This window comes from Franconibacter pulveris (genome assembly GCF_056780215.1).
Genome location: NZ_CM165555.1, coordinates 4638353 through 4654234, shown reverse-complemented (window position 1 = coordinate 4654234; position 15882 = coordinate 4638353). Strand labels below are relative to the sequence as shown.

At 54.4% G+C, this 15882-nt stretch carries 16 protein-coding genes; 1 reads left to right on the top strand and 15 read right to left on the bottom strand.

All coding sequences use genetic code 11. The features are described from left to right. Positions 1 to 291: 291 nt before the first annotated feature. From ACU4F7_RS21930 to asnC, 13 genes are all read right to left on the bottom strand, one after another. Positions 292 to 711, bottom strand: a complete 420-nt coding sequence (locus tag ACU4F7_RS21930; protein ID WP_024556854.1) for a F0F1 ATP synthase subunit epsilon — start codon at positions 709 to 711, stop codon at positions 292 to 294. A gap of 20 nt (positions 712 to 731) precedes the next feature. Beyond that, positions 732 to 2114, bottom strand: a complete 1383-nt coding sequence (gene atpD / locus ACU4F7_RS21925) for a F0F1 ATP synthase subunit beta (RefSeq protein WP_024556855.1) — start codon at positions 2112 to 2114, stop codon at positions 732 to 734. Between the two features lie 26 nt (positions 2115 to 2140). Beyond that, a complete protein-coding gene (gene atpG, locus ACU4F7_RS21920) occupies positions 2141 to 3004 on the bottom strand; it encodes a F0F1 ATP synthase subunit gamma (protein ID WP_024556856.1) in 864 nt (287 codons plus the stop codon). Between the two features lie 50 nt (positions 3005 to 3054). Then, positions 3055 to 4596, bottom strand: coding sequence for a F0F1 ATP synthase subunit alpha (gene atpA / locus ACU4F7_RS21915; RefSeq protein ID WP_024556857.1), 1542 nt, complete (start codon positions 4594 to 4596; stop codon positions 3055 to 3057). 12 nt (positions 4597 to 4608) lie between these two features. Beyond that, positions 4609 to 5142 carry a F0F1 ATP synthase subunit delta gene (gene atpH, locus ACU4F7_RS21910; RefSeq protein WP_029590022.1) on the bottom strand — a complete coding sequence of 178 codons (534 nt, stop codon included), beginning with the start codon at positions 5140 to 5142 and terminating at the stop codon, positions 4609 to 4611. A gap of 14 nt (positions 5143 to 5156) precedes the next feature. After that, positions 5157 to 5627 (bottom strand): F0F1 ATP synthase subunit B, encoded by a 471-nt coding sequence (gene atpF / locus ACU4F7_RS21905; RefSeq protein ID WP_024555015.1) that lies wholly within the window; start codon positions 5625 to 5627, stop codon positions 5157 to 5159. Between the two features lie 65 nt (positions 5628 to 5692). Continuing rightward, positions 5693 to 5932: a F0F1 ATP synthase subunit C gene (gene atpE, locus ACU4F7_RS21900; RefSeq protein WP_000429386.1), complete on the bottom strand. Its 240-nt coding sequence runs from the start codon at positions 5930 to 5932 to the stop codon at positions 5693 to 5695. Between the two features lie 51 nt (positions 5933 to 5983). After that, complete coding sequence (gene atpB, locus ACU4F7_RS21895) at positions 5984 to 6802, bottom strand: F0F1 ATP synthase subunit A (RefSeq protein ID WP_024556859.1); 819 nt, start codon at positions 6800 to 6802, stop codon at positions 5984 to 5986. An 8-nt stretch (positions 6803 to 6810) separates the two neighbouring features. Continuing rightward, entirely contained in the window at positions 6811 to 7191 is a 381-nt protein-coding gene (atpI, locus tag ACU4F7_RS21890; RefSeq protein WP_024556860.1) for a F0F1 ATP synthase subunit I, read from the bottom strand. Between the two features lie 616 nt (positions 7192 to 7807). After that, entirely contained in the window at positions 7808 to 8431 is a 624-nt protein-coding gene (gene rsmG, locus ACU4F7_RS21885; RefSeq protein WP_029590021.1) for a 16S rRNA (guanine(527)-N(7))-methyltransferase RsmG, read from the bottom strand. 52 nt (positions 8432 to 8483) lie between these two features. Next, on the bottom strand, positions 8484 to 10373 hold the full coding sequence (mnmG, locus tag ACU4F7_RS21880; protein ID WP_481637765.1) for a tRNA uridine-5-carboxymethylaminomethyl(34) synthesis enzyme MnmG: 1890 nt from the start codon (positions 10371 to 10373) through the stop codon (positions 8484 to 8486). A 379-nt stretch (positions 10374 to 10752) separates the two neighbouring features. Continuing rightward, entirely contained in the window at positions 10753 to 11193 is a 441-nt protein-coding gene (gene mioC, locus ACU4F7_RS21875) for an FMN-binding protein MioC (RefSeq protein ID WP_029590019.1), read from the bottom strand. Between the two features lie 90 nt (positions 11194 to 11283). Further along, positions 11284 to 11742 (bottom strand): transcriptional regulator AsnC, encoded by a 459-nt coding sequence (gene asnC, locus ACU4F7_RS21870; RefSeq protein ID WP_024556864.1) that lies wholly within the window; start codon positions 11740 to 11742, stop codon positions 11284 to 11286. Positions 11743 to 11896: 154 nt separating this feature from the next. On the opposite strand from asnC, the gene asnA reads away from it, so the two are divergent. Next, a complete protein-coding gene (asnA, locus tag ACU4F7_RS21865; protein WP_024556865.1) occupies positions 11897 to 12889 on the top strand; it encodes an aspartate--ammonia ligase in 993 nt (330 codons plus the stop codon). Positions 12890 to 12892: 3 nt separating this feature from the next. Here the strand turns inward: asnA and viaA are convergent, their stop codons facing one another. Together viaA and ravA are read right to left on the bottom strand one after the other, a co-directional pair. Then, a complete protein-coding gene (gene viaA, locus ACU4F7_RS21860; RefSeq protein WP_481637764.1) occupies positions 12893 to 14344 on the bottom strand; it encodes an ATPase RavA stimulator ViaA in 1452 nt (483 codons plus the stop codon). Beyond that, entirely contained in the window at positions 14338 to 15834 is a 1497-nt protein-coding gene (gene ravA, locus ACU4F7_RS21855; protein WP_481637763.1) for an ATPase RavA, read from the bottom strand. Before ravA ends, viaA begins: the two co-directional genes overlap by 7 nt. Positions 15835 to 15882 lie beyond the last annotated feature (48 nt).

Sequence of the window (15882 nt, the reverse complement as noted above, 5' to 3'; positions counted from 1 at the left end):
GCTTCATGTATCTCAGCTTTAGCGTTTCAGATCAGTCATTCTTCTGAAATTGTAAGCGCGACCGCGCATTCCGCGCCCCATTCTCTGAAGCGTTTTGAGTCTGGCAGACCGCAGAATTTGATCAATCATCCGAATGAACTAGTCACGATATTGAAACACAAGGAATTCATAGCGAAAGAAGCGGATTAACAGATAAAAAGTATAATAAATAATCAAAGACAGGCGGTACCAGTAAAATGCAGATAAAAAAATGCCAGTCATCAGACTGGCATTTTCAATTACAAGCCGGTGTTACATCGCTTTTTTGGTCAACTCGATAACGCGCAGTTTGGCGATAGCTTTAGCCAGCTCAGCAGAAGCCTGAGCGTAGTCCACGTCGCCGTGAGAGCTGCTAATGTGCTCTTCCGCCTTACGTTTCGACTCCAGAGCTCGCGCTTCGTCGAGATCCTGGCCACGAATCGCGGTGTCCGCGAGCACGGTTACGTTGCCCGGTTGCACTTCCAGCACGCCGCCGGAGAGATAAATAAACTCTTCGTGGCCGTGCTGTTTCACGATGCGGATCATACCAGGCTTAATGGCGGTGAGCAGCGGGGCGTGGCCCGGGTAAATACCCAGTTCACCTTCACTGCCCGTAACCTGGATTTTCTCAACCAGACCAGAAAACATCTGCTGTTCTGCGCTGACGACATCCAGGTGGTAAGTCATTGCCATATCACCCTCCGATTAAGGCGTTAAAGTTTTTTGGCTTTTTCCACGGCTTCGTCAATGGAGCCAACCATGTAGAACGCCTGCTCCGGCAGGTGGTCGTATTCGCCTTCCATGATGCCTTTAAAGCCACGGATGGTGTCTTTCAGCGAAACGTATTTACCCGGGGAACCGGTGAACACCTCTGCTACGAAGAACGGCTGGGACAGGAAGCGCTGGATCTTACGCGCGCGAGCCACCACCAGTTTGTCTTCTTCAGACAGTTCGTCCATACCGAGGATGGCGATGATGTCTTTCAGCTCCTGATAACGCTGCAGGATAGACTGCACGCCGCGAGCGGTATCGTAGTGTTCCTGACCTACCACCAGCGGGTCCAGCTGACGGCTGGTGGAATCCAGCGGGTCAACGGCCGGGTAGATACCCAGAGACGCGATCTGACGGCTCAGTACCACGGTTGCGTCAAGGTGCGCAAAAGTGGTTGCAGGAGACGGGTCAGTCAAGTCATCCGCCGGTACGTATACCGCCTGAACGGAGGTGATAGAACCGGTTTTGGTGGAGGTGATACGTTCCTGCAGAACACCCATCTCTTCCGCCAGGGTCGGTTGGTAACCTACCGCTGAAGGCATACGGCCCAGCAGTGCGGATACTTCGGTACCGGCCAGGGTGTAACGATAGATGTTGTCAACAAACAGCAGTACGTCACGACCTTCGTCACGGAATTTCTCAGCCATGGTCAGGCCGGTCAGCGCAACGCGCAGACGGTTTCCCGGCGGCTCGTTCATCTGGCCGTAAACCAGAGATACTTTGTCCAGAACGTTGGAATCGGTCATTTCGTGGTAGAAGTCGTTACCTTCACGGGTACGCTCGCCCACGCCCGCAAACACGGAGTAGCCGGAGTGCTCAATCGCGATGTTACGGATGAGCTCCATCATGTTTACCGTTTTACCTACGCCCGCACCGCCGAACAGACCAACTTTACCGCCCTTAGCGAACGGACACATCAGGTCGATAACTTTGATGCCGGTTTCCAGCAGTTCCTGAGAGCTGGACAGCTCTTCGTAAGTCGGAGCGGAGCGGTGAATCGCCCAGCGCTCTTCTTCGCCGATGTCGCCTTTCATGTCGATCGGCTGACCCAGCACGTTCATGATACGGCCCAGGGTCGCTTTACCTACCGGGACTTCGATCGGGTGCTCGAGGTCTGCTACAGGCAGACCGCGACGCAGACCGTCGGAAGAACCCATCGCGATGGTACGCACGATACCGCCGCCGAGCTGCTGCTGCACTTCCAGCACCAGACGCTCATTACCATTTGTTACCTCAAGGGCGTCGTACACCTTCGGTACGGCATCCTGAGGGAACTCGACGTCCACCACGGCGCCGATTACCTGGACAATCTTTCCAGTAGCCATCTTGAATCCTCTACGAAATAACCTGGTTAAACCGCGGCGGCCCCCGAGACGATCTCGGTGAGTTCCTGAGTAATGCTGGCCTGACGAGCTTTGTTGTATACCAACTGCAGCTCTTTAATCAGGCTGCCGCCATTATCGGTTGCGGCTTTCATCGCCACCATTCGTGCGGCCTGCTCGCTGGCCAGGTTTTCAACCACGCCCTGATAAACCTGCGATTCCACATAACGGCGCAGCAGGGTATCCAGCAGCGCTTTCGGGTCGGGTTCATACAGGTAATCCCAGGATTTACGTTTCAACTCTTCATCTTCTGAAGCCGGTAGCGGCAGCAGCTGAGTGATGGTTGGAGCCTGAGACATGGTGTTAATAAATTTGTTGCTGACAATGTAAAGCTTGTCCAGACGACCTTCATCGTAGGCCTGCAACATCACTTTAACCGGGCCGATCAGTTCAGACAGCGAAGGGTTATCCCCCATGCCTGTCACCTGAGCGACAATGTTGCCGCCTACGGAATTGAAGAAAGAAACGCCCTTGGAGCCGATCATTGCGAGGTCGCACTGAACGCCTTTATCGGACCATACTTTCATATCCGCCAGCAGTTTTTTGAACAGGTTAATGTTCAAGCCACCGCACAGACCACGGTCGGTAGACACCACCAGGTAGCCCACGCGTTTAACGTCGCGTTCTTCCAGGTAAGGGTGCTTATATTCCAGATTACCGGTAGCAAGGTGACTAATCACTTTGCGCATGGTATCTGCATAAGGACGGCTGGCCGCCATGCGATCCTGCGATTTACGCATTTTGGAAGCGGCGACCATCTCCATCGCTTTAGTGATCTTTTGCGTGTTCTGGACGCTTGCGATCTTACTACGTATCTCTTTTGCGCCGGCCATGAGCTTCTCCTCAATGCCTTGCGGCTTGCCTTACGGCAAGCCGCCAGACGTTACCAGGACTGGGTTGCTTTGAAGGAGTCGAGGAGGCTTTTCAGCTTGCCTTCGATCTCATCGTTATAGCCACCGTTCTGGTTAATCTCTTGCATCAGCGGAGCGTGGTCACGGTCAGCGTAAGCCAGCAGAGCGGCTTCGAAGCTACCGATTTTCGCCAGTTCCACATCTTCGAGGTAACCGCGTTCCGCCGCAAACAGTACCAGGCCCTGCTGTGCAACAGACATCGGCGCATACTGTTTCTGCTTGAGCAGCTCGGTCACTTTCTGACCATGGCTCAGCTGCTTACGGGTCGCTTCGTCAAGATCGGAAGCGAACTGAGAGAACGCCGCCAGTTCACGATACTGCGCCAGCGCGGTACGGATACCACCGGACAGTTTCTTGATGATCTTGGTCTGAGCTGCGCCACCCACACGGGATACGGAGATACCCGGGTTAACCGCCGGACGAATACCGGAGTTGAACAGGTTGGTTTCCAGGAAGATCTGACCGTCGGTAATGGAGATTACGTTGGTCGGAACGAACGCGGAAACGTCACCCGCCTGGGTTTCGATGATCGGCAGAGCGGTCAGGGAGCCGGTTTTACCTTTCACTTCACCTTTGGTGAAGTTCTCAACGTATTCCGCGTTAACACGGGATGCGCGCTCCAGCAGACGGGAGTGGAGGTAGAACACGTCGCCCGGGAATGCTTCACGTCCTGGCGGACGGCGGAGCAGCAGGGAAACCTGACGGTAAGCGACAGCCTGTTTGGACAGGTCATCGTAAACGATCAGCGCATCTTCGCCGCGGTCGCGGAAGTATTCGCCCATTGCGCAACCGGCATACGGCGCCAGGTATTGCAGCGCAGCGGATTCAGAAGCGGTCGCGACCACAACGATGGTGTTGGACAGCGCGCCGTGCTCTTCCAGCTTACGAACCACGTTAGAAATGGTGGACGCTTTCTGGCCGATAGCCACGTACACGCATTTGATGCCGGAATCGCGCTGGTTGATGATGGCGTCGATTGCCATCGCGGTTTTACCGGTCTGACGGTCGCCGATGATAAGCTCACGCTGGCCGCGGCCGATTGGAATCATGGCATCGACGGATTTGTAACCGGTCTGTACAGGCTGGTCTACGGATTGGCGATCGATAACGCCCGGTGCGATAACTTCGATTGGCGAGAAGCCATCGTGTTCAACCGGACCTTTACCGTCGATCGGCGCGCCCAGGGTGTTAACCACACGGCCCAGCAGGCCACGGCCAACCGGCACTTCCAGAATACGGCCAGTACACTTAACCTTCATGCCTTCGGCGAGGTCAGCGTAAGGACCCATGACTACGGCACCTACAGAGTCGCGCTCCAGGTTCAGTGCGATAGCGTAACGGTTACCCGGCAGGGAGATCATTTCACCCTGCATACAATCGGCCAGGCCGTGGATACGGATAACACCGTCACTTACAGAAACAATAGTACCTTCGTTATGAGCTTCGCTCACAACATTGAACTGAGCAATGCGCTGCTTGATCAGTTCGCTGATTTCGGTGGAATTCAGTTGCATGCTCCAGTCCCCTTAAGACTGCAAGACGTCTGCAAGGCGCTCAAGACGGCCGCGAACGCTGCCATCAATGACCATATCACCCGCACGGATGATGACGCCTGCCATTACAGACTTATCGATTTTGCAATTCAGCTTCACTTTGCGTGACAGACGTTTTTCCATCGCGGCGCTGATTTTCGCGAGCTGTTCTTCGCTTAACGCGCTGGCCGAGGTGACATCCACCTCAACAGTAGCCTCAAGGGCTGCGCGCAGTTGCATGAACTGCTCAAGAACATCAGGAAGGACCTTCAGACGACCGTTTTCCGCCATCACCCGAATCAGGTTCTGGCCATTTTCGTCCAGCTGGTCACCGCAAATTGCGATAAACGACTCAGAGAGCGTTTCCGGCGCCAACGCGCCGGAGAGAAGCTCTGCCATTTGTTCGTTTTTAGCCACCTCAGCGGCAAACGCCAGCATGTTCTGCCAGCGGTCGAGGCTTTGGTGTTCGACGGCAAAGTCAAAAGCTGCTTTGGCGTAGGGGCGAGCTACCGTTACAAATTCAGACATCAGCCCCTCCCTCCTTACAGTTCAGCGACAAGTTTATCCACGATGTCGCTGTTAGCAGCTTCATCCACGGAACGTTCGATGATCTTCTCGGCGCCAGCAACAGCCAGCGTAGCGACTTGCTTACGCAGCTCTTCGCGTGCGCGTTTGCGTTCGGCTTCGATTTCCGCCTGCGCTTGCGCGACGATTTTGTTACGTTCCTGCTCTGCTTCAGCTTTGGCTTCGTCCAGGATCTGCGCGCGGCGTTTGTTCGCCTGCTCGATGATTACCTGAGCTTCCGCCTTCGCTTTTTTCAGCTGGTCGGTCGCGTTGGCCTGTGCAAGGTCCAAATCCTTTTTAGCTCGTTCAGCAGAAGCAAGGCCGTCAGCAATCTCTTTTTGACGCTTTTCAATGGCAGCCATTAAAGGCGGCCATACATACTTCATGCAGAACAGAACGAACAGGACAAACGCGATGGCCTGGCCGAGGATTGTTGCGTTAAGATTCACAGCACAATGCCTCTTATCTGGTTAATGTTCTGATATTGCCCGTTAATTCCAGACAACTTCGTTTACTACGCGACAGCGAACATCACGTACAGACCCAGACCCACAGCGATCATCGGGATAGCATCCACCAGACCCATTACGATAAAGAACTGAGTACGCAGCAGAGGAATCAGATCAGGCTGGCGCGCAGCGCCTTCCAGGAATTTGCCCCCGAGGATGCCGATACCGATCGCAGCACCGATTGCCGCCAGACCCATCATCACAGCGGCAGCCATGTACAGCAGATCCATATTCAGGTTTTCCATGACAGTCTCCAGTTTGTTTCAGTTAAAACGCAGTAGTGTTGAGTAAAAAAATCAATGCTCTTCAGACGCCATCGACAGATAGACGATCGTCAGAACCATGAAAATGAAGGCTTGCAGCGTAATGATCAGGATGTGGAAAATAGCCCAGGGCACGTTCAACACCCATTGCGACCACCACGGCAGCAGACCAGCAATCAGAATGAAAATCAGCTCACCGGCATACATGTTGCCGAACAGTCGCAGACCGAGAGAAACCGGCTTAGACAGCAGGCTCACGCCTTCCAGAATCAGGTTGATTGGAATGAACGCCCAGTGATTGAACGGCTGAAGCGTCAACTCTTTCGTGAAGCCGCCGATGCCTTTCATTTTGATGCTGTAGAACAGAATGAGAATAAACACGCCAAGCGCCATGGACAGGGTGATGTTCACGTCCGCAGACGGCACCACGCGCAGCGCAGGCAAGCCGAACACATGCTCGCCGATATACGGCAGCAGGTCGATTGGCAGTAAATCCATCAGGTTCATCAGGAATACCCAGACGAAAATCGTCAGGGCCAGCGGGGCAATCAGCTTGCTTTTACCGTGGTACATGTCTTTCACGCTACCATGGACAAAGCCGATGACCAGCTCTACCGCCGTCTGGAATTTACCCGGTACGCCGCTGGTCGCGTTTTTAGCAACTTTACGGAACAGCACCAGAAACAACAGACCCAGCACCACCGAGAAGAACATGGAGTCGATGTTGAGCGTCCAGAAGGTGGCCGGGGGGTTATGCGGATCCACCAGCGAGAAGGTACGCAGGTCAATCTGAAGGTTATTCAGATGGTGACCTATATACTCCTGCGGCGTCGAGATTTCTCCTGCAGACATGATGCCTCTTACCCTTTGTTGTTGATTACAGCTGGTGCCAGTATCTGAACCACCAGCACCGAAACCCACGTCACTATGAGCGGTACAAATTCCGCTTTGAATACCGCCAGCGCCACCACCAGCAGAGTAAAGGTCGCAACCACCTTAATCGCCTCGCCGAGAGCGAATGTCCAGGCCACGCGGCCTTGAGCGGGTGTATGCGCCTGATGGCGCCAGGCAAAAATCATAAAAAACACATTCGGCAGCAAGACTGCCAGGCCTCCGCTTACTGCGGAAGCGCCCCAGAAGGGGTCTTTGAGGCAAAACAGCAATCCAATTGCTATTGCCGCCAGCAGTTGAATGAACAGAAGCTTGCGAGCAACGTTTCTACTCAAAAGCGACACCGGCATAACGATTCCACTCCTGCTCCCTTTGAGGTATGTCGCGTGTCGTATAAAACTGTCTTTGCGGCTTAGAGTCAAGCTTCAAAAAGCGCTCAAATTATACGGGGCGGCCTCGTGATTTCAAACAATAAGTAGCTAAAAGGTGAATAAATGTTTAAATAATTTTCGGCATAGCGATTTTCTCACTTTTTTATGAAACGCCAGCGTGAGAAGCGAAATCGGCGTAATGCGCGTAATAACGGCAATTAAAGCGTGCTTTGGATCACATTATTAACATTTGCGCTTACAGAAAATTTATTTCATTTAAGAATGTAAGCCACCCATCCCACTGAAATATAAACGCTTTAAATTCGCTATTTTTCAAAACAGCGAAAAACATGATAAAAACCTTTTATTGACATCCGCGACAAAAATTTAACATTTAAAACTTTGCTGACGCACACTTTTAGCAGGCTGATATTTTCACTGTTGATTATTTAAATTGGCATACAAAACGTGCGCCGTTAAGAAACAGAAAACCCACAGTAAATAAAGGGTAAATTCGCAACGGAGTAATTGCTTATTTTTAAAGCCCCACTTAACAAAATGGAAACATCCCTATTTCCACTTTTTTTGATAAAAATTAAATTTTGTTTGGTTTAATCGTAACCAGATGACGTTCGCCTTCAAGGGAAGGCACCTTCAGCGGCACAATTTCCTCAACGCTGAAGCCTGCAGGTAACGAAGCGATTTCATCATCGGGGCGAAGTCCTTTCAGGGCGTAAAAACGCCCCTCCCCTGCCGGCAGGTGATGGCACCAGCTCACCATATCCGATAACGAAGCGAAGGCGCGGCTGATAACGCCGTCAAACGGCGGCTCGGCGGGAAACGCCTCGACGCGGCTTTGTACCGGCGTGATATTTTCCAGCTTCAGCTCATGCTGCACCTGTTTTAAAAAGCGAACGCGCTTGCCGAGGCTATCCAGCAGCGTGAAATGCGCCTGCGGCATCACTATCGCCAGGGGTATGCCCGGTAGCCCTGGTCCCGTGCCGACATCGATAAAGCGAGAGCCTTTCAGGTAAGGCGCCACGACAATGCTGTCGAGGATATGGCGCACCAGCATCTCCTGCGGGTCGCGAACGGAAGTCAGGTTATAGGCCTTATTCCATTTGTTCAGCATATCGACATAGGCCAGCAGCTGTTCTTTCTGGCGATCGGGCAGCGAAATGGTCGCCGCATCCAGCAGACGATTGAGTGAATTGAGCACAACGGTATCCCAAAAAAAGGGCCAGCCTGGCGCTGGCCCATGTTTAACATGCTCAGGCGCTGCGGCGCAGCAGCCCTTGTTTTTTCAGCCAGACCAGCAGAATGGAGATGGCGGCAGGGGTGATCCCGGAGATGCGGGACGCCTGACCGATAGACGCTGGCTTATGGTCGTTTAGCTTGGCGATAACCTCATTGGAAAGGCCGTTCACCTGGCGGTAGTCGAGGGTTGCCGGCAGTAACGTGTTCTCATTACGCTGCTGCTTTTCAATCTCGTCCTGCTGGCGAGCGATATACCCTTCGTACTTGACCTGGATCTCGACCTGTTCGGCCGCCTCTGCATCAGCCAGACCGGGGCCGAAGTTTTCCAGTTTCACCAGCTGCGCGTAAGTCATTTCCGGGCGACGCAATAAATCTTCGCCGCTCGCTTCACGGGAGAGCGGCGCCGTTAAGTGAGCATTCACTTCGGCTACATTTTCTGCGTTCGGGTGTACCCAGGTCTCTTTCAGGCGCTGGCGCTCGCGTTCAATGTTCTCCAGCTTCTCGTTGAAGCGCGCCCAGCGTTCGTCATCCACCAGTCCCAGTTCGCGGCCAATAGTGGTCAGACGCAGGTCGGCGTTATCTTCACGCAGCATCAGGCGATATTCTGCGCGGGAGGTAAACATGCGGTACGGCTCTTTGGTGCCGAGGGTGCAGAGATCGTCCACCAGCACCCCAAGGTAAGCCTGATCGCGACGCGGCGCCCAGCCCTCTTTTTCCGCAGAGTAGCGGCCAGCGTTCAGCCCTGCCAGCAGACCCTGCGCGGCGGCTTCTTCATAGCCCGTCGTGCCGTTAATCTGCCCGGCGAAGAACAGCCCCTGAATGTATTTGCTTTCAAGCGTAGGTTTTAAATCGCGCGGGTCGAAGAAATCATATTCGATAGCGTAGCCCGGGCGAACGATGCGCGCGTTTTCCATTCCCTTCATGGAGCGGACAATCTGCATTTGTACGTCAAACGGCAGGCTGGTGGAGATGCCGTTCGGGTAAATTTCGTTACTGGTCAGCCCTTCCGGCTCGAGGAAAATCTGGTGCGCGTTGCGATCGGCGAAGCGCATTACTTTGTCTTCGATAGAAGGACAATAACGCGGGCCGATCCCCTCAATGATCCCGGCATACATTGGGCTGCGGTCGAGGTTATTGCGGATCACGTCGTGCGTTTTTTCGTTCGTGTGCGTGATGTAGCATGGCACCTGCGCCGGATGCTGGGAAACAGACCCCATGAACGAGAACACCGGCATCGGGTTATCGCCGTGCTGCTGCGCCAGCTCGCTAAAATCAATGGTGCGGGCGTCAATGCGCGGCGGCGTACCGGTTTTAAGGCGGTTTACGCGCAGCGGCAGTTCACGCAGGCGGCGGGCCAGCGGAATGGACGGCGGGTCGCCTGCGCGGCCGCCGCTGTAATTATCAAGACCAATATGAATTTTGCCGTCGAGGAAAGTGCCGACCGTCAGCACGACTGCTTTAGCGCGGAACTTCAGGCCCATCTGCGTAACCGCGCCGACAACGCGATCGTTTTCCACGATCAGGTCGTCTACCGCCTGCTGGAAGATCATCAGGTTGGGCTGGTTTTCAAGCGCAGTGCGCACCGCCTGCTTATAAAGCACGCGGTCTGCCTGAGCGCGAGTGGCACGAACCGCCGGCCCTTTGCTTGCGTTTAGTATCCTAAACTGAATACCGCCCCGATCGATCGCTTTCGCCATTAACCCGCCGAGGGCGTCCACTTCCTTAACCAGATGTCCTTTACCAATACCGCCGATCGCCGGGTTGCAGGACATCTGTCCCAGCGTGTCGATATTGTGTGTCAGTAGTAGGGTCTGTTGACCCATACGTGCAGCGGCCATCGCGGCCTCGGTACCTGCATGACCCCCGCCAATGATGATGACGTCAAAAGGATCCGGATAAAACATGGTGGTGTAACCTCGCGGTGTTGCGAATGAGGATGGGAAGTCCCGGGCCGTGGATTCTACTCAACTTTAGCGTATCGAGAAAGCATCGGGATCGTTGGTATTAAAAAGAAGATCTTTTATATAGGGATCTTTTTTACTGTGATCTCTTATTAAGATCGACCTGTCCTGTGGATAACCGTAAAGCCCCTTTCAGGATCAACGCGTTATCCAGGATCGCTTGCTGTGAATGATCGGTGATCCCACACCGTATAAGCTGGGATCAGAAACGAGGGTTATACACAACTCAAAAAGTAAACAAGGGTTATACTTTGGATAACTACGGCTTGATCCAAGCTTTTCAGCAGGTTTATCCACAGAAAAAATTCGATCTTTGTCGTAATCAGAGTAAATTTTTCCAGGATCCCAGCCAGATTTCGGCCGGATCTTCCGGAATGTCGTGATCGAGAATGTTGATTTTCAGCAGATCGCCGACGCGTTTTGCTCCACAGGCGGTAAGCAGTTCGTCCATTTTCTCAATGGCGCCGCAGAAGGTGTCATACTCCCGGCTGCCGATGCCAATAGCGCCGTAGCGTAGACCGCTCAGATCGGGGCGCTGCTCGTTCAGCTCGTCATAAAGCGGCTGAAGGTTATCCGGCAGATCCCCTGCGCCATGAGTCGAACTCACCACCAGCCAGACGCCTTCTTTATTTAGATCATCCAGCAGTGGTCCGTGGAAGGTTTCTGTAGAAAAGTTGGCCTCTTCCAGCTTTTCCGCCAGATGCTCGGCCACGTATTCCGCGCCGCCCAGGGTGCTGCCGCTGATCAGGGTAATGTCTGCCATGGTGTCCCGCCTTTAGTAAAACGATTTGCATTGTACGCTGTGAGCGGGCTGGGATCTACCTGTGGATAATATGGGTATCAAAAAAGAGGCCTATGGCCGGATAGTGCGCATGATGGGGTTTTGTAAGGAGATCAGCGTCTCCGTGGATTGAATTTCATCAATTGTCTGGATCTTGTTGATAAGTACCTGCTGCAGCGCGTCAATGGAGCGGCACATTACCTTAATAAAGATACTGTAGTGCCCGGTAGTGTAATAAGCCTCCGTGACTTCCTCCAGGCTTTCCAGCTTCGCCAGCGCCGCCGGGTAATCTTTCGCGCTCTTGAGAATAATGCCGATAAAGCAACAAACGTCATAGCCAAGCTGTTTCGGGCTTACGTCTATTCGCGCGCCAGTAATAATGCCTGCCTGCTTCATCTTCTCAACCCGTACGTGGATTGTGCCGGGGCTTACGCCGAATTGTTTGGCCAGTTCCGCATAGGCGGTGCGGGCGTTTGCCATTAAAGCGTCGAGAATGCCGCGGTCCAGATTATCGATCTGATAATTTTCCATCACTTTTTCCTATGACTAATAGAGAATCCCGATTTTTAAGCCATTCATTTTAGCGAAACGAAAACCTGAACGGCTTTTTTATTATTGATTATTGAATAGTAGCCGTTTTCTGTTGCTTAATCATTGGCATTGGACGCACAGGAGCCGCAAAAAAATGAAAACCGCTTATATCGCCAAACAACGCCAGATCAGCTTCGTAAAATCCCATTTCTCTCGCCAGCTCGAAGAAAAGCTAGGCCTGATTGAAGTCCAGGCGCCGATCCTGAGCCGCCTCGGGGATGGCACGCAGGATAACTTATCCGGCAGCGAGAAAGCGGTGCAGGTAAAAGTGAAGACGCTGCCGCAGGCGCAGTTTGAAGTGGTGCATTCGCTGGCGAAATGGAAGCGCAAGACGTTAGGGCAACATGACTTCAGCGCAGGTGAAGGGCTTTATACGCATATGAAGGCGTTGCGCCCGGATGAAGACCGGCTGTCGCCCGTGCACTCAGTCTATGTGGATCAATGGGACTGGGAGCGCGTAATGGGTGACGGCGAACGCCATCTCGGCACCCTGAAGCAGACGGTCGAAACGATCTGGGCGGCGATTAAAGCCACCGAAGCGGCAGTGAGCGAGCAATTTGGCCTGAAGGCCGCCCTACCGGAGCAGATCCACTTCGTACACAGCGAAACGCTGCAAAGCCGTTTCCCGGAACTGGATGCCAAGGGACGCGAGCGCGCCATTACCAAAGAGCTGGGCGCCGTCTTTCTTATCGGTATTGGCGGCAAGTTGGGCGACGGCAAACGCCACGACGTGCGTGCGCCCGATTATGATGACTGGACGACCCCATGCGAAGGCGGTTTCGCCGGGCTGAACGGCGATATTCTGGTCTGGAACCCGGTGCTGGAAGACGCTTTCGAAATCTCTTCTATGGGGATCCGCGTAGACGCCGAAGCCCTGAAACGTCAGCTGGCGTTGACCGGCGATGAAGACAGACTGGCGCTGGAATGGCATCAGGCCCTGCTGAAAGGCGAAATGCCGCAGACTATCGGCGGCGGTATTGGCCAGTCTCGCCTGACCATGCTGCTGTTGCAGTTGCCGCATATCGGTCAGGTGCAGTGCGGCGTATGGCCTGCCCAGGTGCAGGAAAGCGTCAGCGGTCTGCTGTAAAGTTTAACGCCGCCAGCGCCGAAGCAGGCGGCTGCGCAACCCGGTATCAAAGCGCCAGATATGGTCGAAGATGCGCATGATGCCGGGTTTGCCATGCGCCGACATCGCCACGGCATGAAACCGGTGCTGGTTTATCCGCTGCAGCGCTTTTACTTTATTCACCACTTCATCCGGCAACCGCTGGGCGATAAAGTCTGAAATGACTACCGCGTCGGCATCACGCCATTCGCCGCCGTGCATCTTCTCAATAATGGCGCGAAAGCAGCTCGCAAGATCAGTACCGCCGCGAAAACGCTGGCTTAAGAAGCGGATCGCCTGCTCAATGCCGTCGCGTCCCGCCAGCTCATAGCGCACCACTTCGCTGGAAAACAGCATAATAAAACAGCGCCGGTTATCAGCGAGCGCGATGCGCATCAGCGCCAGGCAAAACGCCTTAGCGCACTGTTCGTTAAAGCCGCCCATGGAGCCGGAGGTGTCCACGCAGACGATAAACGGGCCGCGCGGCTGCTCCTCAACATCCTTATGGGTGACGGGACGCTGCATTACTTTCTCCCGCCAGGCATCGCCCTGTAATCGGTAAGTAAGCAATTGCTTCTCTGCCAGTCTGCGATAGAAGTCAAACTCCAGTTCCGTCAGCCCGAGCGTTGCCAGCTCCGGCGGCAGCAGGCGAAGAATATCGTCGCTGTGCTGTAAGCCTTCCACCTGTTCCGGGACGGTCGCCGGTTCGCGGACCAGCGTGCGGAACGTCTCCAGCGGCGCATCGTTCTTCGGCACCGATTTGGCTTCCCGTGAGCGGCCAAGCTGCTCTGCCAGATGAAGAAGCTCCGGCTGCTGCGTCAGGAATTCGCCATAGTTGACGATAAGTTGATAGTCGCCGCGCTTGAGCTTGCCGGCGCTCATATCCCACAACCTGCCGGCGGAAGCGTCATTTTCCGTTAGCACCGGCGCAAGCTGCCCGCTCAGGGTGAGACGTTCCTGCATCTCAGTCAGCAGCTGTTCCCTTTCGTTTTCAAGCAATTGCTGATTCAGCGTGGTGGCCTGCACCACCAGACTCAAACGCCAGCGCTGGAGGAAAAGCGTATGCAGCGCTGGCGTGAAGGTGGTGTTTTCAGCCACCAGCTGCGCGGCTTGCGCGGCGAAAGGGGAGTTAACCGCGTTGAGCTGGCGAAGCGTCTGCGGCAGTTGGACAATAAACTGCGTGGTGGAGAGCAACTGGCTTTGCTGATAACAAACCACCTCCTGCGCCAGCTCAGGCGGCACATGCGCTTCTCGCAGCCGCGCTTTAAGCTGCTCCCGCCAGCGTGGGATATCCTGAGTAAGGGCATGCTTCAGACGGGGAAACTTTTCAAAAAAAATGGCGAGTTGCGGCGAGGCCAGCAGGGTGAGGATCAACTCCTCTATCATCTCCCCTTCGCTCACCGCCAGCATCACGTTGAGCGTATCAAGCGTCAGCATTGGCGCGCCTGTTTGATCTGAGCGCCCACGTCCTGCAGGCTCGCTTCAATCCGACCAAGCCAGTCGCTGTGAATAAAGAGGCACTTTTGCTGTTCGCTAAAGCGGTTGTGCTGCTGGTGCCATTCGTTATCGAGCGCGTCGAGCTGTTGCTTAACCTCTTCCGGCACGCTCTGTTCCTGCGCGCCCGGCAGCGCCAGCGCGGTGCCCTGCAGGCTTACGTCACGAATGATAAGGTGCTGGCGATTGTCCACTTCCAGGTTAAGCGGCTGAGCAAAACCAATGCCGTTAAGCTTGCCGCGGATCTCGCCGCCCTTTTGCAGCCAGGCGTCCAGCGTTTCGCGCGCCAGAGTGATATGAATAACATCCATATCGTGCAGCCGTAGCGGTTTTTGCAGCAGCAAGGTAAGGGTTTCGCCCTGTACGCCCTCCGGCAACTGATAATGCGGTCGGCGGCTGAACATGCTGCCCTGTTTTATCACCGTCAGCGCCTGTTGGTCGCTCTGCTGCTGTTGAAGCTGCAGACGGCGCTGTTCAATTGCGCCGAGTTTAGTCAGCATGGCGTGCTGCTGCCAGGCGTGGCCGGTCATCAGCGCTTCAATTTGCTGCTGCATCAGGGTCATGGCGCTGGCGTCGTGCCACAGACAATCTTTCAGCAGAATAATATCGATGGGAGCCACCGCCTCGCGACCGCTGAAAAAGGCGCTCGCCTGCAGCAGACGTATCGCTTTTTTCCAGCGGCGGTCGGAGACATACGGCGCCTGCGGCAGATTTTCCAGCTGCTGGCGTAAAAGGAAGACGAGTTCAAAGACGTTATCAGGCAGCGCGACTTTCCCTATCTCCTGCTGCCAGCGTTCATACTCTTCGTCGGTAACCTGAAGCCCTTTCGGCACCGGGTTTTCATTTTCATCCTGCTGGCTAATCAGCATAGCGCGGAAGTTATTCTTCTCATGCACTTTATCGAGCCACAGGCGAATCAGCATACGGTCGTAAAGCGCCTCCAGGCTGCTGTCGGCTTCCGGCAGTTCGTTGGAGGCGGTAACCAACAGGCGCATCGGGATTTTCTCTTCCCGCGCGCCGTTGCGAAAACGCCGTTCGTTGATGGCGGTCAGCAGCGTGTTAAGAATGGCCGGACCCGCTTTCCAGATCTCATCAAGAAAAACAATTTCCGCCTCGGGAAGATAGCCCTGCGTCAGGCGCTCGTAGCGTCCTTCATCTTTCAGCGCCTGAATGGAGAGCGGCCCGAAGACCTCCTCCGGCGTCGAAAAGCGGGTCATTAAATACTCAAACGCGCGGGCATGCTCAAAAGCGAATTTCAGGCGGCGGGCTATCAGGCTTTTGGCGATGCCGGGCGGGCCGAGCAGGAATACGCTTTCGCCGCTAAGCGCCGCCAGCAGGCAAAGACGAATTGCGTGGCTGCGTTCAAAGAGCCCTTTTTCCAGCGCTGCGCTGAGCCGCGAAATTCTTTCTGCCAGAAGATGTGTTTGAGCCATAATAGTTACTCTGATCCAGACGCTGCCATCCGATGAAAGGGCGAGTAT